17 protein-coding genes are annotated in these 22324 nt (G+C 73.2%); 7 read left to right on the top strand and 10 right to left on the bottom strand.

The features are described 5' to 3' along the window. Positions 1-20: 20 nt before the first annotated feature. From ACWDRR_RS00505 to ACWDRR_RS00495, 3 genes are all read right to left on the bottom strand, one after another. The gene (locus tag ACWDRR_RS00505) at positions 21-2030 is read right to left on the bottom strand and encodes an anthranilate synthase family protein (protein ID WP_449769943.1); all 2010 of its coding nucleotides are present in this window, start codon (positions 2028-2030) and stop codon (positions 21-23) included. Then, complete coding sequence (locus ACWDRR_RS00500) at positions 2027-2716, bottom strand: isochorismatase family protein (protein ID WP_449769942.1); 690 nt, start codon at positions 2714-2716, stop codon at positions 2027-2029. The genes ACWDRR_RS00505 and ACWDRR_RS00500 overlap by 4 nt, the downstream gene beginning before the upstream one ends. Before the next feature lie 125 nt (positions 2717-2841). Next, entirely contained in the window at positions 2842-4056 is a 1215-nt protein-coding gene (locus ACWDRR_RS00495) for a 3-deoxy-7-phosphoheptulonate synthase (RefSeq protein WP_449769941.1), read from the bottom strand. A 537-nt stretch (positions 4057-4593) separates the two neighbouring features. Here ACWDRR_RS00495 and ACWDRR_RS00490 point away from each other — a divergent pair. Further along, on the top strand, positions 4594-5358 hold the full coding sequence (locus ACWDRR_RS00490) for an SDR family NAD(P)-dependent oxidoreductase (RefSeq protein ID WP_449769940.1): 765 nt from the start codon (positions 4594-4596) through the stop codon (positions 5356-5358). 72 nt (positions 5359-5430) lie between these two features. On the opposite strand, the gene ACWDRR_RS00485 is transcribed toward ACWDRR_RS00490, so the two are convergent. Continuing rightward, positions 5431-6333 carry a ScbA/BarX family gamma-butyrolactone biosynthesis protein gene (locus tag ACWDRR_RS00485; protein ID WP_449769939.1) on the bottom strand — a complete coding sequence of 301 codons (903 nt, stop codon included), beginning with the start codon at positions 6331-6333 and terminating at the stop codon, positions 5431-5433. Between the two features lie 136 nt (positions 6334-6469). Here ACWDRR_RS00485 and ACWDRR_RS00480 point away from each other — a divergent pair, with 136 nt between their 5' ends. From ACWDRR_RS00480 to ACWDRR_RS00470, 3 genes are all read left to right on the top strand, one after another. Then, on the top strand, positions 6470-7123 hold the full coding sequence (locus tag ACWDRR_RS00480; RefSeq protein WP_449769938.1) for a ScbR family autoregulator-binding transcription factor: 654 nt from the start codon (positions 6470-6472) through the stop codon (positions 7121-7123). 253 nt (positions 7124-7376) lie between these two features. Next, positions 7377-8531, top strand: coding sequence for an IS701 family transposase (locus tag ACWDRR_RS00475; RefSeq protein WP_449769937.1), 1155 nt, complete (start codon positions 7377-7379; stop codon positions 8529-8531). Between the two features lie 861 nt (positions 8532-9392). Next, entirely contained in the window at positions 9393-10583 is a 1191-nt protein-coding gene (locus tag ACWDRR_RS00470) for an IS701 family transposase (RefSeq protein WP_449770249.1), read from the top strand. Positions 10584-10743: 160 nt separating this feature from the next. On the opposite strand, the gene ACWDRR_RS00465 is transcribed toward ACWDRR_RS00470, so the two are convergent. From ACWDRR_RS00465 to car, 3 genes are all read right to left on the bottom strand, one after another. Then, positions 10744-11454 carry a ScbR family autoregulator-binding transcription factor gene (locus ACWDRR_RS00465; protein ID WP_449769936.1) on the bottom strand — a complete coding sequence of 237 codons (711 nt, stop codon included), beginning with the start codon at positions 11452-11454 and terminating at the stop codon, positions 10744-10746. Between the two features lie 487 nt (positions 11455-11941). After that, positions 11942-12652: a methyltransferase domain-containing protein gene (locus ACWDRR_RS00460; protein ID WP_449769935.1), complete on the bottom strand. Its 711-nt coding sequence runs from the start codon at positions 12650-12652 to the stop codon at positions 11942-11944. Positions 12653-12779: 127 nt separating this feature from the next. Beyond that, complete coding sequence (gene car, locus ACWDRR_RS00455) at positions 12780-16268, bottom strand: carboxylic acid reductase (RefSeq protein WP_449769934.1); 3489 nt, start codon at positions 16266-16268, stop codon at positions 12780-12782. A gap of 491 nt (positions 16269-16759) precedes the next feature. Between car and ACWDRR_RS00450 the strand changes: the two genes are divergently transcribed. Then, a complete protein-coding gene (locus ACWDRR_RS00450; protein ID WP_449769933.1) occupies positions 16760-18163 on the top strand; it encodes an MFS transporter in 1404 nt (467 codons plus the stop codon). Between the two features lie 129 nt (positions 18164-18292). Here the strand turns inward: ACWDRR_RS00450 and ACWDRR_RS00445 are convergent, their stop codons facing one another. The 3 genes from ACWDRR_RS00445 to ACWDRR_RS00435 all read right to left on the bottom strand — a co-directional run bounded on the left by ACWDRR_RS00445 (position 18293) and on the right by ACWDRR_RS00435 (position 20146). Next, the gene (locus ACWDRR_RS00445) at positions 18293-19168 is read right to left on the bottom strand and encodes a CHAD domain-containing protein (protein WP_449769932.1); all 876 of its coding nucleotides are present in this window, start codon (positions 19166-19168) and stop codon (positions 18293-18295) included. A gap of 112 nt (positions 19169-19280) precedes the next feature. Next, on the bottom strand, positions 19281-19667 hold the full coding sequence (locus ACWDRR_RS00440; RefSeq protein ID WP_449769931.1) for a hypothetical protein: 387 nt from the start codon (positions 19665-19667) through the stop codon (positions 19281-19283). After that, positions 19664-20146 (bottom strand): hypothetical protein, encoded by a 483-nt coding sequence (locus ACWDRR_RS00435; protein ID WP_449769930.1) that lies wholly within the window; start codon positions 20144-20146, stop codon positions 19664-19666. Before ACWDRR_RS00435 ends, ACWDRR_RS00440 begins: the two co-directional genes overlap by 4 nt. A 427-nt stretch (positions 20147-20573) precedes the next feature. Between ACWDRR_RS00435 and ACWDRR_RS00430 the strand changes: the two genes are divergently transcribed. Continuing rightward, entirely contained in the window at positions 20574-21251 is a 678-nt protein-coding gene (locus ACWDRR_RS00430; protein WP_449769929.1) for a hypothetical protein, read from the top strand. Positions 21252-21477: 226 nt separating this feature from the next. Beyond that, positions 21478-22305 (top strand): DsbA family protein, encoded by an 828-nt coding sequence (locus tag ACWDRR_RS00425; RefSeq protein WP_449769928.1) that lies wholly within the window; start codon positions 21478-21480, stop codon positions 22303-22305. Positions 22306-22324 lie beyond the last annotated feature (19 nt).

Here is a 22324-nt window from a genome sequence, read left to right as displayed (position 1 = left end):
CGTCGCCGGCCGGCGCGGACTCACCCGGCCAGCACCTCGGTCAGCAGCCCGCCGACCAGCCGCACGCCGTCCTCGGTGAGGATCGACTCGGCGTGGAACTGCAGCGAGGCGAAGTGCGGCCCGCGCAGCGCGTGCACCTCGCCGCTCTCCGCGTCCCGGCTCACCTCCACCAGGCCCACCCCCTCGCACTCCACCTTGGCCTCGACGCTGCGGGCGGCGAAGGTGTTGTAGAAGCCCACCCGCTCCCGGGCGCCGAAGAGGTCGATCTCCCGTTGCACGCCCTGGTTCGGGACCTCCCGGCGGACCAGCGGGAGACCGAGCCGCAGGGCGAGCACCTGGTGACTGAGACAGACCGCGAAGAACGGGCGCCGCTCCTGGAGCAGCCCGTCGATCGTGGACCGCAGCCGGGCGATCTTGGGGTGCGCCGTCCCGCGCGGGTCGCCCGGGCCGGGGCCCATGACGACGAGGTCGTACCCGTCCGGGGTGTACGGCTCGTCGAACCTACGGACCGTCACCGCCAGCCCCAGTGAGCGGAGTTGGTGGTCGATCATGGCGGTGAAGGTGTCCTCCGCGTCCACCACCAGCACCCGGCGGCCGGTCAGGACGGGCTCGGGCCGGGCGCGCGCCGTCACCGGCGCCAGCCAGAAGCCGGCGACCGTCGCGTTGCGCCGCTCCAGCGCGGCCCGGACGTCCGGGTGCTCGGCGAGCCGGACCGAGCCGTTCGCGGGCGGGGCAGCGGGCACGGCGGCACGGGCACCGGGCACGGCCGCACCGGCAGCGGGCAGGGCGGCAGCGGCAGCGGGTACGGCGGCCCGGGCCGCCGGAGCGTCCGCCTGCAGGGCCGCGAGCAGCCCGGCCGCCTTCGCCCTGGTCTCGGCCACCTCCTGGTCGGGGTCGGAGTGGCGCACCAGCGTGGCACCCACCCCGATCCGCACCCGCCCGGCGTCGTCGATCTCGGCGGTCCGGATCAGGATGGCGGAGTCCAGGGCCGCGCCGCCGTGCTCGTCGCGCCCGATCAGGGCGACCACCCCGCTGTAGTAGCCGCGGCCCTGGGGCTCGTACCGGCGGATCACCCGGCAGGCGCTCTCCAGCGGGCTCCCGGTGACGGTCGGCGCGAACAGCGTCTCGTGCAGGATCTCGCGCGGATCGCGGGTGCTGCGCCCCTCGATGAAGTACTCGGTGTGCGCGAGCCGGGCCATCTCCTTGAGGTACGGGCCGGTGACCCGGCCGCCCTCCTCGCAGATCCGGGCCATCATCTTCAGTTCCTCGTCGACCACCATGTACAGCTCGTCGGCCTCCTTGCGGTCGGCGAGGAAGTCCATCACCTGCGGCAGCGTGGGGCCCGCGGGCGGGTACCGGTAGGTGCCGCTGATCGGGTTCATCACGGCCTCGCCGCCGGAGAGGCTGAGGTGCCGCTCGGGGGTGGCGCCGACGAAGGTCCGGGCCCCGGTGTGGACGATGAAGGTCCAGTAGGCGCCCGACTCCCCCCGCACGAGCCGCCGGAAGAACGACAGCGCGCTGTGCGTCGTGTAGCCGGTGATGTCGGCGAGGAACGAACGCTTGATGACGAAGTTCGCGCCCTCGCCCTGGCCGATCTCGTCGGCGACGACCCTGCGCACCGTGTCCGCGTAGGCCTCGTCGGCCACGTCGAAGTGGCCGTCGGCCAACGTGATCGGCACGTCCGGGAGCCGTCGCAGCACCTCGGCCAGCGGCAGGACGCCCTGGTCGGTGACGGTCATCGCGATCAGCGGCTCGCCGTCGTCGGCGCAGGCGAAGCCGCGCTCGGTGATCTGCCGGTAGGGGACGACCGCCAGCACCTCGTGGCGCGCACCGCCGGCGGGCAACGGCCCGTCGGGAACGGGGAGATCGGCCAGCGTCCCCGGCGTCGACACCGTACCGATCAGGACGTCCAGCATGTCCGGTCCGGTCGACTCCGGGCGGTGCACCAGGGCGAAGGCGGGCGGCAGCGGCGCCAGGACGCGGTCCAGCAGGTCCACGGCGAGCGGCGGCGCCGCCCCGGCCCCGGTCATGCGCCGGCCCCCTGGACGCCGGCCTCGCGGACGCCGCCGGCCGCGACGGCGCCCGGCTGCAGCCGGGCGAGGACGTCGTCGGCGGTGACGACCACGGCGCAGCGCTGCGCCGCGTAGTCGAGGGCCAGCCGGTGGTACGCCTCGGAGAAGTCGGCGGTCGCGTCGGCCACCAGGAACGGCTGGATGTCGTTGGTGAACGCCTCGACCGCGCTCATCAGCACCCCGACGTGGGCGTAGACGCCGCAGATGACCAGCTGGTCGCGGCCGCGCTCGCGCATCCGCTCCAGCAGGTCGGAGCGGAAGAAGGCGCTGTAGCGCCACTTGGTGAACACCCAGTCGTCCGGCGCCGGTTCGAGCGGCTCGACGACCTGCCGGTCCACCGGGTCCACCCGCATGCCCGGGCCCCAGAAGTCCTTGAGCAGGCCGCGCTCCTCCTCGGTCATGCCGCCGGGCTGCGCCGTGTAGGCGACCGGGATGCCCAGCGCGGCGCTGCGCTCGCGCAACCGGGCGGCGTTGCCGACGAGTTGGTCGCGGACGGCCTCGGGGAACGGCCGCAGGAAGTAGCGCTGCATGTCGTGCACGAGCAGCACCGCGCGGGCCGGGTCCACCGTCCACCGGGCGGTGTTGCCGGGCAGGTCGGCCGCGGTCGGCATCGGGTACGGCGCGATGGGGGGTATGCCCGCCATGGCCTTCCTCTCCTGGATCGAATCGCTGATGTGGCCGGCTGGTTGCTCCGGGGTGTTCGCGTGCGCCGGTGCGGCGGGCGGGCCGGCACCGCACCGCACCGCTGGTGGTCGGCGCCGCCGAGGGGTCAGCCGTGGGCCCCGGCCGCGGCCACCGGGGTCGACCGGCCGGCCGACCACCAGGCCGACACCACGGACAGGGCCTGGCCCGGGTTGAGCCGCGGGTCGCAGAAGCTCGTGTACTTCGCTCCGACCTCGTCGATCCGGGACTCGCTCTGGACGCATTCGGTCACGTCGTCGGGGGTGGTCTCCAGGTGGAGCCCGCCCGGCGTGCCGCCCGCGTTGCCGACCGCGTGCCGGAACTCCCTGACCTCGCGCGAAATCGCCTGTACGTAGCGGGTCTTGAGCCCCTCCGGCGTGCTGACCGTGTTGCCGTGCATCGGGTCGGTGAGCCAGATCACCGGGTGCCCCGCGCCGCGGACGGCCGCGACGAGCGCGGGCAGCCGCTCGGCCACCGCCGCGACGCCCATCCGGGCGATGAGGGTGAGCCGGCCGGGCTCGCGCCGGGGGTCGAGCCGTTCGCACAGGGCCAGCAGCTCGTCGACCGCCATCGTCGGGCCGACCTTGCAGGCCACCGGGTTGACGACCTCGGCGAGCAGCGCGACATGGGCTCCGTCCACCTGCCTGGTCCGCTCCCCGATCCAGGGCCAGTGGGTGGAGGCGAGCAGCAGCCGCCCCTCGTCGTCCCGGCGCAGCATCGGGACTTCGTAGTCGAGCAGCAGCGCCTCGTGGCTCGTCCAGACCGGTGTGCCGATGGCGAGCGGCCCGCCGCGGCTGCGCCACCCCAGGTGTCCCATGACGTCATAGGCGGTCTGATAGCCCGTCAGCAGTCTCAACGGGTCCGGGCGCCTCAGCTCGGGGTCGGGCTCCGGGCTGTTGACCATGTGCCCGCGATAGACCGGGAGTTCGATGTTCCCGACCCGCTCGGTGGGGTTGGAGCGGGGCTTGGCGAACTGTCCGGCCATCCGGCCGGCGCGCACCACCGGCTTGCAGGTGTCCAGTTGGAGCGCGCCCGCGAGCATGTCGAGCACGCCGACCTTGCGCGCCACGTAGCCGGGGGTGCACTCGGCCGGGTCCTCCGCGCAGTCGCCCGCCTGCACCACATGGGCCTCGCCCGCGGCGACCCGGGCCAGCAGCGCGCGCAGCGTGCGGACGTCCTCGGCGTCGACGAGTGCGGGGCGGGTCGCCAGCTCCTTCCGCACCTGCCGGACCAGCGCGGCGTCCTCCCACGGCGGCTGCTGCAACGCGCTTTCAAGTCGGATATCGAGCAGAGTACTTTCCACCGATTTCTCCAAATCGCGAACGGGCGATGGGCGCAGCCGCCCCACGGCCGAGCAGGCGAGCATTTCGCGCAACTGTCAACGGAGCCGGAAATCGAATCCACACAGGCCCGGGCCGGCGGCCGCCGCGGTTTCGGCGCAGCCGTGGATCTCCTCGTTCACCCTGCGTGGACATCGACGGGACACGAGAGCCGCGGGCGGGGAGGACGGGCCCGACCCCGCCGCACCGGATCGATCGGCGCCGAACCGTCGGCAGCCCCCCGCAACCCCCTGAATCATGGAGCAGAACGGAGATGCCGCCAACGTTCGTCACCGCACTTCGTCAGGTGACCGGCAGTTCGTCAGGTGACCAGTACTCCGTCAGGTGACGAATAGTCCATCAAGTTGTTGCGGGCACGTAGCACCGCCGTCCGATCGCGGCCCGGCCGGAGCCGTCGACGACCCTCTCGCAAGGGGCTGACGAGCAGTCATATCCCTTTGGGTGCAGGGAGTCAGGCGAACCCGGTGACCTCCTCGGCGGGGGCCTGCGAGACTTCGGCCATGGATAACGATCTCCTTTCCGGTAAAGTCGTCCTCATCACCGGCGCGAGCAGCGGCATCGGCGCCGCGGCGGCCCGGGTGTTCGCCCGAGAGGGCGCCGCCGTGGTCCTCACCGCCCGCCGGGAGGAGCGCCTGACCGCCCTGACCGCCGAGCTGCGCGACAAGGGCGCGCGCGCCGCGTACGTGGTGGGCGACGTCTCCGTCGCCCGGGACGCCGCCCGGGCGGTGGACTTCGCCGTGGCCGAGCACGGGCGGCTCGACGCGGCCTTCAACAACGCGGGGATCGGCGGCGACCGCACCCCGCTGCACCTGATGGCGGACGACGTCTACGACACCGTCATGGACACCAATGTGCGCGGGGTCTTCAACTGCCTGCGGTACGAGATAGCGGCGATGCTGGAGCACGGCGGGGGCAGCATCGTCAACAACAGCAGCGTGGCCGGCCTGGTGGCGATCCCCGCCGCCGCTCCCTACATCGCCTCCAAGCACGCCGTGATCGGTTTCACCAGGGCCGCCGCCGACGAGTACGCCAAGCAGGGCATCCGCGTGAACGCGGTCGCCCCCGGAACCACCCGCAGCGAGATCACGGCCGACTGGTTCGGCCGCAATCCGGGCCTGGAGGATCTGGCCAACTCGCTGACGCCGCAGGGGCGTACGGCGGCTCCGGAGGAGATCGCGGAGGCGGCGGCCTGGCTGCTGAGCGACCGCTGCCCGTTCCTGACCGGTACGGTCCTGCCGGTGGACGGCGGCTTCGTCAACCAGTGATCACCCAGCGATCACCCCCGTGGTCACCCGGTGATCAGCCCCTGAGCCCGCGTCGGACCGTCGGTGGCCCCGTCACCGCCGCCCGCCGTTGAAGTCGACCTGGAAGACCGGCTCCCCGCCCTGCGTGCCCGTGACCCGGACGGCACGCGGGCCGGGGCCGCCGGTCGGTGCGAACTCGGCCTCGATCCAGCACGGCCGGTCGAACTCGACGTAGCGCCGGTAGCCGGTGGCGACACTGGTGGGAAGGAAGGGCGACCGGCCGTGCAGCGCCTGCGCGGCCTGGGCGGCGGCCTCCAGCAGCGCCAACCCCGGTACGTGGTCGACGGGGTGGTCGAAGAGGAGGTGGTTGGCCGGGTCGTTGCGCAGCAGCCAGCGGTGCGGCCGGTCGCCCGGCGCGAGGGCCACGTCGACGGCGCGGAGCCGGCCCACGAGGCCGGCGGGTATCGGCTCCGGTAACGGCCAGGCGCCCCAGCCGACCCCGGGGCCGTCACCTCGCACCCGCCGGTAGGCCGCGGGCGAGATCCAGCCGAACTCGGAGTCCGCCCGGGCCACCGGCGCGCCGTCGCACCGGACCAGGATGCCCATCCGCAGCGAGCTGACGGCCCGCCGGCTCCGGTCGGCGGCCGACACCGTGACCCGCACCTCCAGCGCCGCGCTCCGGCCGCGCGGCACCCGGAAGTCCGGATCGATCGTGAAGTTCAGGGTGCTCAGCACGGTTTGATGGGTCAGTGGGACGCCGTATTCGGCGTGTGCGACGACCAGGCCGCTCTGCCGGATGGTCTGGGCGAGTATGCGCGGGTCGTACGGCAGGTCCACCTGCACGGCCGGCCATCTGACGTCCAGCCCGAACTCGTCGGCCGCCAGCCGCTCCCAGCCGGTGACCAGGATGGAGGTTTCGCGTCGAAGGTGTGCGTAGGCGCCGACGAGAGTCGGCGAAGGAGTGGATGAACGTGGCGCGAGAGTGACGTCTTGCAAGGCCCCCCCTTGGTCTGACGGGTCGGCACAGCTCAGCGGACTGTGCTATTCAAGTACCGGCTCTCCGGTCGGTTTCGAGCCATGACGAGCAAGTCTAGTTCAAGCAATGGTAAAGAGAATGCAGTGGAGGCATAAAGTGTCAAGGCAGGAGCGCGCGATCCACACCCGCCGAGTGATCCTCGAGGCGGCGGCCGAGATGTTCAACGAGCTCGGGTACGACGCGACCACCATCGGCGGCCTCATCGAACGCATCCAACTCACCCGTGGCGGACTGTACTTCCACTTCACCACGAAGGAGCAGCTGGCCCGCGGCGTACTGGCCGAGGCGGTGACCATGGAGGGGCTGACCCCGCAGACCTTCAAGCTGCAGGAATGGGTGGACCTCGCCCTGCTCCTCGCCCACCGGCTGCCCCGGGAGCCGATGCTGAGCGCCGCGATCCGGCTGTCCGTCGACGTCAAGTCCCGCGGCCTGTTCGGCACCCGGTGGCCCGACTGGATCGAGGTGGGGCAGGAGCTGCTGACCGAGGCGAAGGAGCGCGGCGAGCTGCTCACGCACGTCGACCCGGCGGAGACCGCGCGGCTGTTCGTCGGAGCGTGGACCGGGGTGCAGCTGATCACCGAGACCCTGCCGGAGCGCACCCTGTCCGAGGAGATCTCGAACCTGTTCGCACTCGTCCTCCCCAATATCGCCAGCGCCGGCGTGCTGGCGAGGCTGGACTCCTCCCCCTACCGCGCGAAGCGCCTGCTGGAGGAGGCAGGCCGACCCGAGGTGCCGTCACAACTCGACTGAGGAGCCGGGAGGAGATCACCCCCGGGGCGCTGCGACGGCCGGCGCCCGGGCCACCGTGCCGGCCGGCCGGCACGGATTCGCGGGCACGAGTACGGCATCTCCGCGGGCGCAACGGGGCAGCCACCGCCCGCGCCGGCCTGTATAAAATAGAACAGGACAGCAGTCCTCTTTTGGGAGTTCGAGCCGGACGACACCGAAGCGGGGCGGTGGTCCGTCCGGTCGGCTGGGGTGGCGGACCACAGGGGGATCAACCATGCGACACCTGCACCAATCCGTTCGCGCAACCGACGAGCCGGCCCCCGCGACGGCCCTGGACCGCGAGCTCAGCGCCGAGCTGTTCGGCTCGCTGCGGCGCAGCGGCCAGCGGCTCAAGGCGGAGCAGTACGTCCGCGGCCTGCTGGCGCTGGAGGGGCGCAAGACCTTACGCGGCATCGCCGCACAGTTCGAGGGCGCCGCGGCGCAGCAGAGCGTGCACCACTTCATCAGCGCGTCCCCCTGGGAGTGGATGCCGGTGCGGCACGCCCTCGCCCGCCGGGTGCAGCGGACGCTGGCCCCGCAGGCCTGGGTGATCAGACCGATCCTGATACCCAAGGCCGGCTCCCACTCGGTCGGCATCGACCAGCAACTGCTGCCCCTGGGGCGGATCGTCAACGGCCAGCACGCGGTGGGGGCCTGGCTGGCCTCCGGGCACTGCGCCGTCCCCGTCGACTGGCAGCTGCGGCTGTCCGCCCGCTGGCTGACCGATCCGCTGCGGCAGCGGGCGAGCGTTCCCGCCGACGCCGCGGTCGCCACCGTCGAGGACTGCGTCCGGGCCGCGGTGGCCGACGTCCAGGAGATCGACGGCGTGCTGCGCGGCCCGGTCGTCGTGGACGTCGCGGAGGTGGACGCCGTGGCGGTCGCCCGCTTCCTCGCCTCGATCGGGGTCGCCTTCGTGGTGCGGGTCGGCCCGCAGGCGCAGCTGTGGCTGGACCGGACCGAACTGCCCGGCTACAGCGGCCGGGAGCGCACCGCGGGCGAGCTCGCCGAGTCCCTCCCGCGGCTGCGCCGGCAGGTCAACCCGGGCGACGGCCCGACGACGGCGGTGGCGATCCCGGTGGTGACCTCGCCGTCGCGCGGCGACCGCATGCTGCTGCTGGGCGAGTGGCGTCCGGTCGGCCGCCCGCGCCGGCGGCTGTGGCTCACCAACGCCGACGCGCCCTCCGTCCTCACCGCACTGCGGCTCACCCGCCTGCCGGGGGTCGTGGTGCGGGACTTCACCGCGATCTCCGAGGCCGTGGGGGTGCGGGATTTCGGCGGACGGTCGTTCCCGGGCTGGCACCGCCACATCACGCTGGCCTCGGTCGCCCACCTGATCGCCACCCTGGAGTCGCGGGGGCACGTGGTGCGCGGCCACCGGAGCGGCGGCTGAACCGGCCGCTCCGGCTTCACAGGACTACTGTCCGGTAATGTGACACTCTCGCTCTCCGTTCCATGCCGTCGGGCTCGTTCGCTCCTTACTGTCTGGGGCAGCGCGCAAGGACGTTCGCGATCGTCGCCGGCATCGGAACAGGAGTGTGTTGCCGTGGAGTTCAGCCCTTCCGGACCTCCCGGGCCGCACCCCGGCGGCGGTCTGCGGCACGCCCCGGAGTCGTCACGGGACGGGCGTCCGCTCAGCAGCCCGCCCCCCGCACGCCCTGATCGACAGAAGTTCGGCCCGCCGGGCGCTCCGCCGCCGAGGAGGAGGTCGGTGCCCGCGCCCTCCGGCGGCTGACCCGACGCATGCGGTGCGTGCCCCCGGCGACGGCCGGCCGGGCTTCGGCCGCGTGCCGGGCCGGCCCGGCGGCGCTCCCGGTCCGGACCGACCGGCGACCACCCGTGCCGCACCGAAGGTGGCGGAGCCGGTCCGGCCCCCGTGCCCGCGCGCCCCGGCCCGACCACCGCCACCCCGCCGCGTCCGGGCCCCGCCACCACCGTCCGGCGCGTTCCCCCCGAACACCACGACAACGGAGACGACTTGACCACTCAGACGTTGACACAGCGGCGGCGCGTCAAGGCTCCGGTCGGCGACAACGACCGGTCGAAGCCCTCCGCCCGTTCCACGAACCCCGCCGGATTCCCGCCGCCCGCCCCGACCACCGCCACCCCGCCGCGTCCGGTGCCCCCGGGCAGCCACGGCGACGGATCGCCGCCCCGGCCCGCGCCCGGAGAAGCGGCGCCCGGAGAAGCGGCGCCCGGAGAAGCGGCGGCCGAAGAGCCGGCCGTGGCAACCGGGTCGTCCGGCCCGGGCGCGGTGCAGCACGCCCGCACGCCGTTCCCGCCCGGCTCCCACGACGCCCTGCTGACCGAGCTCTGCTCGATCCTGTTCACCTCGCTGTCCCGCAGTGACCAGTGCAGAAAGGGGATGCAGTACCTGCGCGGCCTGCTGGAGACCGAGGGGCGCAAGTCGATCCGCAACATCGCGGCGCTGCTCGGCAAGCCGGCGTCGGAGCAGAACCTCCACCACTTCATCTGCAGTTCCACCTGGGACTGGGTGCCCATCCGCCGGGCCCTGGCCCACTACCTGGCCGGCGCGGCGGCCCCGCAGGCCTGGGTGGTGCAGCCGATGATCATCCCCAAGACCGGCCGCCACTCGGTCGGCGTGGAGCGGCACTTCTTCCCCACCCTGGGGCAGGTGCTGAACGCCCAGCACGCCATCGGCGTCTGGGCGACCTCGGAGGAGCTGAGCACCCCGGTCAACTGGCGCCTCCACCTGCCCGAGGTCTGGCTCAACGACGACCTGCGGCGCAGCCAGGTGTCCATTCCGGACGGGGTCGGTGTGGAGACCCTCGGCGAGTGCATGATCGAGGCCTGCCTGGAGACCACGACGGGCTGGGGGCTGCCGGTTCGGCCCGTGGTGCTCGACATCGGCGAGCCGCAGGCCATGACGATCTTCGGAAAGCTCGGCGCCCACGGCGTACCGCTGCTCGCCCGGGTCGGCGGCGACCTCCGGCTGGCCGTCCTGGACTCCGTCCTGCCCGGCTCCGGGAGCAGGCCGCTGCCGGCCCACCGCATCATGAACCTGGCCAAGGACATGCGCCGGCCCGTCCCGGGCAGGGAGCACGGCCCGCAGGGGGCGTCACGGGCCGCGCTGGCCGCCACCATCCGCGTCGGCCTGCCGGCGCCGACCTCGGCTGCGGCCGCCGCGGGCGGCGGGCACCCGGGAGCGGGCGGGGAGCTCCTGCTGCTGGGCATCGGCCAGGAGGGCGGGCACTGGCCGGCGGAACTGTGGCTGACCAACCTGACCGCCGTGTCGCCGGCCACCCTGGTGCGGCTCAGCCGGCTCACCGAGAAGGTCGACCGGGACTTCGCCGAGATCGCGGACCAGGTGGGCATCCGTGACTTCACGGGGCGGTCCTTCAACGGCTGGCACCGTCACGTCACGCTGGCCTCGGCCGCCCATGCGGTCGTCGCGCTCGCCAACCGGCGCGAGCGGCCGGCCTGACCGGACGTCCGGTACCGCGGGACGGCCGACGGCGGCCGGGACGGGCCCGTCCCGGCCGAGGTCAGCACCACCCCGCCGGCAGCACCTCACCGCCGGCTGCACCACCCCGCCGGCTGCACTCCACCGTCAGCAGCACCTCACCGCCGACTGCACTCCGCCGTCAGCAGCACGACAGCGCGTCGCAGGGCTGCGAGGCGCTCCGGCCGCCGTCGGCCTCGGCCCAGTCCGCGGCCGGCGGCCGGCCCGTCGGCGGCTCCGGACAGCTGCCCTCCGGGGCGATCCCGGCCCGCACCTCGGCCGCCGCGAGCTGAGGCAGCATCAGCCGCCAGAACGGCGTGACCGCCCGGCGCGAGTGCCAGTGCGGGTCACGCCGCCCCAGCACCTCCAGCCCCGCGATGACGGCCGTGATCGCGGCCACCGCGTCGTCGAGCACGATGTCGGCGGCCAGACTGCCCTGGGCCCTGGCGACGGTCAGCATCAACTGGACCCAGTCCTGCCACTGCTGCCACAGGTTCGCGCCGCCCGGCCAGGTCGCGTCACTGCCGAGGCAGAACCCCGCCCGCAGCACCGCGTCGCAGGACAGCCGCTGGGCGAGCGTGTGCGAGGTGTCGACGAGGAGCTGGAGCGGTGCGGGGTGTCGCAGCGGAATGTTGCCGGTGATCCGCAGCAGGGTTTCCGCGGCGGCGGATTCGACCGCCTCGCCGAGTGCTCGCTTGTTCCCGAAGTGGAAGTGCAGCGCACCGTGGCTGAGACCGGCCCGGACACAGATCTGCGTAATGGAGGATTCCGCGAATCCGGACCGGGCGAAGGTCTCCGCGGCAGAACGGATCAGTTCCTGCCGGGTGCGGACGGCACGATTCTGCTTGGCCATGGGAGCGCTCCGGAAATGTGGTGAGCGACGGGTGAAACGCACGGAACATGCCGCAGGGCGACAAGGGAGGCGCTGATTCCGGTGGCCGTCACGCGGCCCGGCCGAATCACGCCCGACAGCACTCGCGCCGGGGTGGATCGTGCCCGGTCCGGACCGGCCCGGATCGGCACCCGGAGAAAGCCGCCGGGGCCGCCGCCCCCGGCCTGAACGACATGCGCGCATTCACGTGCACCGGGTCGGATTCTATCACGCGTGCAACTCTCCATGTACAGAACGTAATGACCCGGAGTGCGATCGGGCTCGAATTGCTCGCCCTTCAGTTCGAGCACTCCGCCGGTCCGCCGGAATACCCGTGCCGGTGGCACATTCCGTTGTCCGGCCCGCCGCCGCACCGCAAGCGAAGTCGCCCGGAGGACCGGCCCGACGGTGCGGGCCGGTCCTCCGGGCGACCGGGTGTGCGGGTGCTGGTGCCTCGGGCGGCGCGCGGTCAGCGCCCGAGCGGGCGGATCTCGAAGAGCTTGTAGGTGACGTCCACGCCCGCCAGCTGCCGGTCGGCGCTGCCCAGCATGGTCAGCGAGCTGCCGGCCTCGGCGGCCAGTTGGGCGATCCGGCCGGCGTCGCCGAAGCTGTTGAAGGTGACCAGCGCCCGGCCGCCGGGCAGCAGCCGGTCGTGCACCTGGGCGAGGTAGCGGCCGAGGGCGCTGTAGCCGCGGTCGAAGATCGCCCACTCGACGTCCTGGGTGAACTCGAAGTCCTTCGGCGCCTCGAAGACGCTGCAGTTCCAGAAGACGGTGTCGAAGCGGTCCTCGGGGTCGAGCGCGTCGAACACGTCGCTGCGCAACACCCGTACCCGGTCGGCGACCCCGTGCCGCTCCGCGTTGCGGGCGGCGCTGTCGACCGCGGTGTCGGTGATGTCGGTGGCCGTCACCTGCGCGCAGCCGCGCAGGGCCGCCCAGACCGCGGTGACGCCGGCCCCGCAGCCGATCTCCAGGAAGCGGCCGCCCTCGGGGTAGGGGATGGCGCCGGTGTACCACTCGGTGCCGGTGCCCTGCCGGGGCTCGTACGTCCCCGGGATCAAGTCCCATTCCAGGCCGAGGAGTTCGAAGGTGGTCGGGTCGGTCTCCGCCGTGCCCAGCTGCTCGACGAGGCGGCGTCCGAGGTCGTAGCGCTCCTCGAACTTCTCGGATGTCTGCTCCATGGTTCTCTTCTCCAGGTGTCGATGTCCGATGGGCGTGGTTCGTTCCTGTGCCCGGGTCCGTCCGGCTCCCGTCCCGGGCTGCGGCGGCCGCGCGGCGACGGCTCCCGCCCCGCCCGCCGCCGCGGCCTCACCAGCCGAGGCGCTCCCCGAGCAGCGCCAGGTCGGCGGCGTACTTGGCGATGAACTCCGGTGACAGCTGCGGGATGTCGCGCGCCGGACCGATCCCGGCGGACCGCACGGCGGACCGGAACCGCTCGGAGGGGATGACCGATCCGGGCACCGCCTCCTCCGGCTGCTCGAACCCGTGGACCAGCGGCAGCGCCGAGTGCTGCCGCTGCCCCTCGGGCAGGGCGCGCATCGCGGCCTCGAACCGGACGAACCAGTCGTCGTAGTCCGCCACCCGCTCGATGCGGTGCCCGGCCTCGGCCAGCCAGTCCACGAAGCTGTCGAGCGAGACCCCGTCGTCGTTCGGGTTGACCAGGCTGAAGGTCCGGTAGCCCTCGGTGCCCTGCCCGCCCAGGGTCACGACGGCGGCGGCGGTGAAGTCCACCGGCAGGCCGTCGTAGTGCGCCCGCCGGCGGCCGCCCCCGTCGTCGGTGCGGTAGAACGAGTGCGGCGCGATACCGGTGGCGATGACGCTGAGCAGCAGCCGGGTGAACTGGTCGGGCACGTTCAGCTGCCCGGCGTAGCGGCTGTGCGCGAGGATCATGTTCGACCGGAACGTGGTGACCGGGAGCCCGCACTGGTCGTGCGCCTCGCGGAGCAGGACCTCGCCGGCCCACTTGCTGGTCGCGTAGCCGCCGGCGTAGCCCTCGTCGGTCTGCTGGACGGGAAGGGCGACCCGGACGTCCGAGTCCTCGTCCAGGGCCTGCCCGGCCCGGGAGGTGGCGACGGCCACGCTGGAGATGTAGGTGAAGGGCTTGATCCGGCCGGTCAGCGCCAGGCGGATCAGTTCGGCCGTCCCGACGACGTTGGCCTCGAACAGGTGGTTGTACGGGAGGACGTGGTTGACCAGGGCGCCGGCGTGGACGATCACGTCCACCTCGTCGGCGAGCCGCTTCCAGGTCGGGTCGTCCAGGCCCAGCTGCGGCTCGGCGATGTCGCCCGCCAGGACCTCCAGCCGACCCTCGGCCAGCTCACGGTACCGGCGGACCAGTTCGTCGTCCCCGGTGGCGAAGGCCTCGTCGAGGCGCTTGCGGGCCGCGTCCGCGTCCCGTCCGCGCACGACGCAGATCACCCGCCCGCCCACCGGGGCGAGCCGCTCCAGCCACTCCAGGCAGAGGAAGTGGCCGAGGTAGCCGCTCGCGCCGGTCAGCAGCACCGTCCGGGGCTCGCCGCCCGGCCGGGGGAGGGTGCGGGCGTCGGCGATCGTCCGGGTGTCGAGGAACTTGTCCAGGGTGAGGTCCTTGGCGTGGACCTCGGTGCTGTCCTCGCCGTGCACCGAGGCGAAGGTCACCCCGTTCAGTCCCGTCGCGCGCTTGGTCTCGATGTAGCCGGCCAGCTGCTGGAGGTCGTAGGCCGGGCTGATCACGGTGTCGACGGGGACGCGGACGCCGAAGATGTCGTGGAGCAGGTTGGAGAACGAGACGGCGGTCAGGGAGTCACCGCCGACGTCCCGGAAGTGCGCGGTGGGGCCGACCTCGACGGTGGAGCCGGCGAGCAGCGCCCGGGTGGCGCGCTGGACGGTCTCCAGCACCGGCCGGTCGGCCCCCGTGCGGCGCAGTTCCAGCAGCTCCCGGCTCTCCCGGGCGGCTATGTCGGCGTACAGCTCCTCGAGTTGCCGGCCGTAGCGCTCCTGGAGCCGGGGCCGCAGCAGCTTGCGGTGGTCCGAGAGCAGGCCGTTCGCCTGGTTGAACGGCTCGGTCTCGATCAGGACGTCGCGCGGGATCTCGTAGGAGTTCAGCCCGGCTTCCCCGGCGATCTGCTGAAACGATTCGCTCAGGAGCTGGCGGAGGTTCGCCGGCTCGCCGCCGAACTGTTCGAGCGCGGCGGGCGTGGGCACCACCACGGCCAGCAGATAGGAGCGCTCGCTGTTGCCGTACACGAAGATCTGCCGGACCAGCGGGCTGGCCGCGAACTCGGACTCCAGCCGCGCGGTGGCCACGAACTCGCCCTGGGACAGCTTCAGTACGCTCTTGCGGCGGTCCAGGATGGTGAACCGGTCCGGTCCGAGCTCCGCGACGATGTCGCCCGTCCGGTAAAAGCCCTCCTCGTCGATGATCTCCGCCGACAGCTCGGGCTGCTTGTAGTACCCGGGGACGACGGCCTCGGACTTCAGCAGCAACTCCCCCCGCGGGTAAGGGGAGTCGGTGCGGTAGTAGCCGAGTTCGGGCACGTCGGCCAGCTTGTAGTCGATCACCGGCGGGCGGAGCAGCTTGTCGTCGACCGAGACGGCGGCGGCCTCGGTGGAGCCGTAGATGATGGTCAACTCGAAGCCCAGCAGCGCCTCGACGAAGACCCGCAGCTCGGCGGAGAGCGGCGCGGAGCCGCAACTGGCCCAGGCGAGCCGGCCGCCCAGGAGGTTCTCCCGCAGGTCGGCCAGGACGTCCGCCTCGACCGCCTGCCGGTCGGCGCCGGCGAGCACCCGCCGGTCGAGCTCGCTCTGGTACTTCTGGTAGAGCATTTCGCAGACCCGTGGCACCAGCGAGAGTTCGGTGGGCCGGACCATCGCGATGTCCTCGAAGAAGGTCGACATGTCGCTGCTCGCCGTGAAGTAGCTGATCCCGCTGCGGGCGAGGGTGTTCTTCAGCGACGAGTGCCCGGCGACATGGCTCATCGGCATGTAGTTGATATTGATCGCGAGAATGTCGGAGAACAGCTTCGACCAGGCGCCGCCCCACATCGCGCTCAACAGCCGGTCGGTGTACATCGCGCCCTTGGGCGTTCCGGTGCTTCCCGAGGTGTAGATGAGCATGGCCAGCGGGTCGTCGTCGTCCTCGGGTACGAACAACGGCGCTTCGGGCAGCGCGGATCCGCGGTCGACGACCTCCGCCAGGGTGTCCACGACCACGTCGCGGCCGGCCCCTTCGAGACGCTCCCGGGCCGCGGTGAACTTCTCGAACTGGTCGCTGACCTCCGGGTGGTAGTCGAAGACCACCAGCCGGCGGGCCGAGGAGTTCGCCAGCAGGAGGTCGACGGCGACGTGCAGCCGCTCGATGCTCGCCGCGACCACGAAGGGCTCGGTCTCCTCGACGATCGAGGCGAGTTGCGCGAGCGGGGCGCTGGTCTGCAACGGAACGCTGACCACACCGAGGTAGTTGCAGGCCAGGTCGACGACCGCGTAGTCGCCGCTGGCGAAGCCGAGCAGCGCGATCCGTTCGCCCGGTGTCAGCGGGTGGACCGGGTGGCGGTGCCATTCCGCCGCCACCGCGCGGACCCGCCCCCAGAGTTCGCTGTAACTGGTCGTCTCGTAGTGGGCCTTGAGGCGGAGCGAAACGCGGCCGGTGTCGGCATCCCGCACGAACTCCTTCGCGCGTTCACCGATTGCGGGCCGATCCGTGTGGCGCTGCATGACTTTTGCTAACGTTTGCGCAAGCCGCATTCTGGGTCTCCGCATCGCATCGCTGGCAGACTGTTGTGGCTGGAATTCGAAGGACCGGTGCTCGTCGGCCTGCACGCCGACGACGGCACGCTCTTCTCCCGGACCGTCCGTCCGTTGCCCCGAGTTCGTGCCCCGATGCTAACCAGAGCCGAACCGGGTTCCTGAACAAACGAACGACGATCTGTCAGGTCGGCGGTATGCCGGCCACCGCACCGCGAGTTCTCCCGGGCGCGCGCAAAGTCCTTCGCCTGCGGTCTTGTTGCCGACCGGTCGGCGGCGGCCGGGTGGCATCGCGGGGCACGAGACCCCGGACCCGGCGCATGCGACGCGGCCGAACGACGCCGCCCGTGACCGTCCGCCGGGAGTCCGAAGGCCGGTAGTTGACACGCTTGCCGTGTTCGCCTTGCGAAGGTCTGGTTACTTAGGGCAGCATCAAGCTTATGCAATATAGCGCGCACACAATTATCGCGGACGCGGATTGAGCGCGCTCAAGATCATTCTAGTGGGAGGACGTGCCCATGTCAGGCAGCTCGGCTCCGAGTGAACACCGGACGGGAGGCGACGCCTTGGCGACATCCGAGGCAGCGCCCGAGACGGCAGCACCCGAGGTCCAGCAGGACTCCCTGCGCTGGTCGGCACGGTTATGGGTCTCGCTGCTGATCTTCAGCGGCGTGATCCTGCTCGACGGGCTCGACGTCTCGATGATCGTGGTGACGATCCCCGAGATCCAGAACGAGCTCGGGATGACCGCGGCCACCGCGCAGTGGCTGGTCGGCGCCTACATCCTGGCCTTCGGCAGCTTCCTGCTGCTGGGCGGGCGCGTGGCCGACCTGTTCGGCCGACGGCGGGTGCTGATCATCGCCATGGCCGCGTTCGCGGTGGTCTCCCTGTTCGGCGCACTCGCCGACAGCTCGGTCCTGCTGATCGTCTCCCGCTTCGTCAAGGGCATGGCCGCGGGCTTCGCGGCCCCGGCCGCGATGTCGCTGCTGACCACGACCTTCCCCGAAGGCCCGCAGCGCAACAAGGCGTTCGGCATCTTCAACGTCTTCGAGGCCTCCGGCTACTCCTCCGGCCTGCTGGTCGGCGGCATGCTCGCCGCCCTGAACTGGCGGTCCATCTTCATCCTGCCGATCCCGCTCTCCATCCTGCTGCTCATCGGCGCACTGCGCTTCCTGCCGCCGGACCCGCCGCGCACCGAGCGGCCGCGCCTGGACATCGGGGGCGCCGCGACCCTGCTCACCGGCACGCTGCTGCTGGTCTTCACCGTGGTCTCCGCCGCCGAGGCCGGCTGGAGCTCGCTGCGGACGATCGGCGGATTCGCCCTCTCCGCAGCCCTGCTGGCCGCCTTCCTGATCATCGAGCGCAGCGTGAAGGAGCCGCTGATCCGGCTCGACATCTTCCGCAACCGCAGCCTGGTGAGCGCCAACATCAGCATCGCCCTGCTGTACGGCGGCGCGATGGGCTTCCAGTTCCTGCTCGCGCTCTACCTGCAGGACCTCCAGGGCTGGAAGCCGTGGCAGATGGCACTGGTCCTGCTGCCGGCCGGCCTCATGGTGGTCATCATCGGCCCCAAGCTCGGCGCCCTGATGGAGCGGTTCGGCGTGACCAAGGTGCTGATGGTCGGGCTGGTCGCGTTCCTCCCCTGCTACCTGCTGATGCTCTTCATCGGCCCCGAGCCGGACCTCTGGCGGATCCTGCTGCCCGCGTCGGTGCTGTGGGGCGTGGGATTCGCGCTCAGCATCGCGACGCTGATGGTCGCCGGCACCAACGGGATCGCGGACGAGGAGCAGGGGCTCGCCGCCGGTCTGCTCAACAGTTCGCTGCAGGTCGGTGGCGCCTTCGGCCTCGCCGTCGTCACCGCGGTCATCATGCCCGGCACCGAGCTGTCGATGTTCTACCCCGGACTGGCGGTCATCCTCGGATTCGCCGTCCTCACCCTGATGGCACAGTTGACGCACCGTCAGAAATGATCCACCGGCGCGGCGGGCCCGGGACTCCGGCGGCCGCCGCGCCGGCCCCTACCGGACGACCGGCCGGTTTCCGTGCGCGGCACCGGCCCCACCGCCACCCGCCCCGGGCCCACCGCCGCCCGCCAGGGGTCAGGCGAACCGGGCCAGCTTCCGGCCCGCCGCCCGCGCCCACACCGCCGGGAGCTCCGCCCGCGCCGCACCGGCAGCCGCCAACTCCAGCCCGTACAGCACGCCGTACCCGAACACCTCGCCGGAACCGGGCGCCCGCTCCCGCAGCGCGGCCGCCGCCACCACCGCGTCCTGGTGCTCCCCGAGCACCTCCTGGACGGCCTTCATCCGCGCGACGTACCGCCGGGCGGCGCGGCCGGCCACCGGCTCCGCCGTCTCCCCGGCGTAGCGGGCCCGCTTGGCCGCCTTCCGTGCCTCGTGCAGCGCCGCGTCCCGCCCCGGGCCGCCGGCGGCCGCCAGCCGGATCCGCTCCGCCGTCCGCCGCTGCTCCCGGGCGGCCACCCGGGCCAGCTCCGGCAGGGCCGAGCGCCTCGCCCGCCCGCGCAACGGCGGAGCGGAGAGCAGCGCGGCCAGGCCGTCCGCCAGGGCGCGCCGCCGCGCGCTGTCCAGCGCCGCCACCACCTCCGGCCGGACCTTGCGGTACTCGGCCCGCCGCCACCGCTCCAGCCGCCCGACGAGCCGCTCCGGCCCGCACGGCGCCGGCAGCTCCCGGGCCCGCGCCACCAGTCGCTCGCCAAGCACCTCGCCGTCCCGGGCCCGGCCGAGGGCCGCCCCGAGCCAGCGCAGCTCGGCCACCAGCTCGTCGGTCGCGCCGGGCGCGAACAGCCGCCGGTACGTCCGCAGCGCGCTGCGCAGCCGCCGGCAGGCGACCCGCATCCGGTGCACCGCGTCCGGCTCGTCCGCCCGCACCGCGTCGTCCAGCCCGGCGAGCAGCCCGGCCTGCACCCCGATCCGGTCGAGCACCACCGCGCCCACGGTGCCGTCGGTCTCGGCCATGCGCGTTCACCCCTCCCGTCGGGGCCTGCGAAACGCCTTCCAGGCTAGCCCGCCGCCCCCGGACGGGCGCGGGGCCGAGCCGCCCGGGGGACGGAATCCGGCCGTCCCCGGATCAGGGCCTCAGCTGGAGCGCCAGCGACATCGTGTAGCCGACGAGGGCGGCGAAGAAGCAGACGGCGGTGGCGTGGCGCACGGTGAAGGGCAGACCGGAGAGCGAGGGGAAGAGGAGGACTGCGGTGCCGGCGGCCAGGTCGGCGATGTAGAGGCCGCCGGGCGGGACCACGCCGGTGGTGCGGGCCGCCCAGCCGGTGGCCACCAGGAAGCCGGTGAGCAGCACGAATCCGGAGAGCAGCCCGGAGCCGATGCTGGCGAGCGCGGGGTGCGGCTCGGGCGGCTCCTCCCCCTCGGGGAGGGCGGGGCGCAGCCGGTGGGCGACGGCGAGGGCCGTGACGGCGAGCGTCACGGCCGCGGCGGCACTGAGCAGGGGGCCAGGGTTCACCTGCGGCTCCTGGAGGTCGGGTGGTGGCCGAGGGCCGCGGCCAGCGCGGCCGGGACGAGGACGGTGAGGATCACGACGGTGGCCCAGACGGACGGCTCCAGTGCGGGCGGCGGCCCGCCGACCGGGGGCGGCGGGGGTGCGCCGACGATCGCGACCGTCGCGCTCGGAGCGGGGGGCGGCGGGCGGGTCGGCGTGGGGGTCCGCAAAGGGGTCGGCGGCGGGGCGGCGGTCGTGGTGATCGTGGTGGCGGTCGGAGCCGGGGCCGAGGTCCGGGCCGGAGCCGGTGCCGTACCGAGGTGCGGGGTGGACGACGGCGGTCCGGCCGGGGGCGGGTGCTGCGGCACGGCGGGGGCGGCGGACGCGGGTCCGGCCGGGGCGGGCACCGGGGGCGTCGGCGCGGCAGGCGACGGCGAGGACGTGTGCACCGGGACCGGGCAGTGCGTCGGCGGCGGGTGGACGGACGGCGGCTCGGGCGGCACGGGAGGCAAGGGCAGGTGCGGGAAGGGCGGAAAGGGAGGCAAGGGAGGCACGGGCAGGTGCGGGAAGGGCGGAAAGGGAGGCGTGGGCGGCATCGGCGGCATGGGCGGCACGGGAGGCAGCGGAACCGGCGGCGAAGGCGGCAGCGGCCCGTGCACCGGGGTGAGCGCGGCGGAGGCTGCGGGAGGACGCGGGTGCGCCCAGCCGGTGGCGTGGTCCATCGGCCGATTGTCGGATCGCCTCAGCCTCCGGCGGCAGTCCCTGACGCCCGCTCACCCCGCCTCCCCCGCCCAAACCCATCCCGCCGGTGAACTCCCCGCCCCCGTCGCGCAAACGAACGACCGATGACGGGCCATCTGTTCGGCGGCGACCGCTCACCGCCCGACGCACCCTCGTGCGGCGTGTAAGCGTCGTGGCATACTCCGGGTCATGACGACTTCCACCCCTGCGACCAGGGCCCTGCGGGCCGCGGTGTTCACCGCGCTCGCCGTGCCGCTGTCCGCGCTGGGCCAGGTCGTCATCACCGGTCGCCCGCTGCCGCTCGGCCTGGTGGCCGCCGCGACCGCGGTCGTCTTCCTGGTCGCGAGCGCACTGGCCGGCCGTGAGCGGCGGCTGCTGCACATCTCGGCCGTGCTGGTCCCGGTCGAGCTGCTGCTCAACACCACCTTCAACCTGGGCCAGGCCGGCTGCGGCCCGGTCCTGGGGGCGGAGCACGCCCCCGCACGCGGCATGAACCTGCTGGTCTGCGGCGGCGGTTCGGTGGACGGGTCGCTGTTCTCGGGGCCGTTGGGCCACGCCGGGCCGGTCGCACCCGCCGCCACCCAGCTGCTGGTCCTGCTGGTCCACCTGCTGATCGCGCTGGCCGCCGCCACCTGGCTCCGGCTGGGCGACGCCGCCCTCTCCGGCCTGGCCCGGGCCCTGCGCGCGCTGCGCCAGTCGGTCGCGGCCCCGCTGCGGGCGCTGGTCCTGCTGCTGGCGCCGGTGCCGGTCCGCCCGGTGCGGCGGGTGCCGCTGCCGGTCTCGGACCGGCCCCGGCCGCTCCGTGAGGCCGTGGTGCTCAGCCCCGCGCCGCGGCGCGGTCCGCCGGCCCTCGCGCCTGCCTGCTGACTCTCCCGGTCTCCGGCACCGCGCCCGGCCGTGCGGGGCTCCACGCCCTGACACCCGGCGCCCGGACACCCCGGACCGGCCCCGGGCCACCGCCCGGTCCCCGCAGGCAGCGCGCCGACTCCCGCGTTCACCGACCCGAGCCCCCTCGTGCCCCGCGGCGCCCCGCGCCGCGCCGGGGCGGGCACCCCGCGCGCAGACGCGCGCCGCGTCCAGGAGTTGACCCACCATGGCCCAGCCCACCGAACAGCAGCCCGGCCGCAAGCAGTCCCAGCGCGTCAGCGCCCGCGAGCGGATCCAGGAGGCGCAGCAGCGCGAGCGGCTCGCCGCCAAGCGCCGGCGGCGGATCGTCGTCGGCGTCTCGATCGTCGCGGTCCTCGCGCTGGCCGGCGGTACCACGCTGGCGATCAACGCGGCGGGCGGCGACAGCTCGTCCGCGTCCGCCGCCGCCGAGCCGACCGCCCTGGTCGTCCCGGCCAACACCACCGGCCCCGACGGCACCGTGATCGTCTACGGCAAGGCGGACGCCGCCCACACCCTGCAGGTGTTCGAGGACTTCCGCTGCCCGGTCTGCCAGAGCTTCGAGACGACCAACGGCGAGACCGTCAAGAAGCTGGCGGACGACGGCACGGTCAAGGTGGAGTACCACCTGGCCGCGTTCCTCGACAAGAACCTCGGCGGCAAGGGCTCGCGCACCGCGCTCGCCGCGGTCGGCGCGGCGCTCAACGAGGGCGTCGACAAGTTCAAGCAGTTCCACGACGTGCTGTACGCCAACCAGCCGGACGAGCGCGAGGACGGCTTCGGCGACGTCAACCACCTGCTGGACCTCGCCGGCCAGGTGCCGGGCCTGAAGTCGGACGCCTTCGTCAAGGCGGTCACCGAGCGCACCTACGCCCCGTGGGCGAAGAAGGTCGCGGACGCCTTCAACGACAGCGGGGTCACGGGGACGCCGACCGTGAAGCTGGACGGCAAGCCGATCACCCTGTTCAGCGGGAAGAACGCGGTGACGCCCGAGCAGTTCACCGCCCAGGTGAAGCAGGCCGCGGGCTTGCAGTGAGCACCACCGGCCCGGCCGA

It is taken from the genome of Kitasatospora sp. NPDC003701 (genome assembly GCF_053587085.1).
The sequence above is the reverse complement of the archived record's forward strand: the minus strand, read 5'-3'. Positions and strand labels throughout refer to the sequence as shown.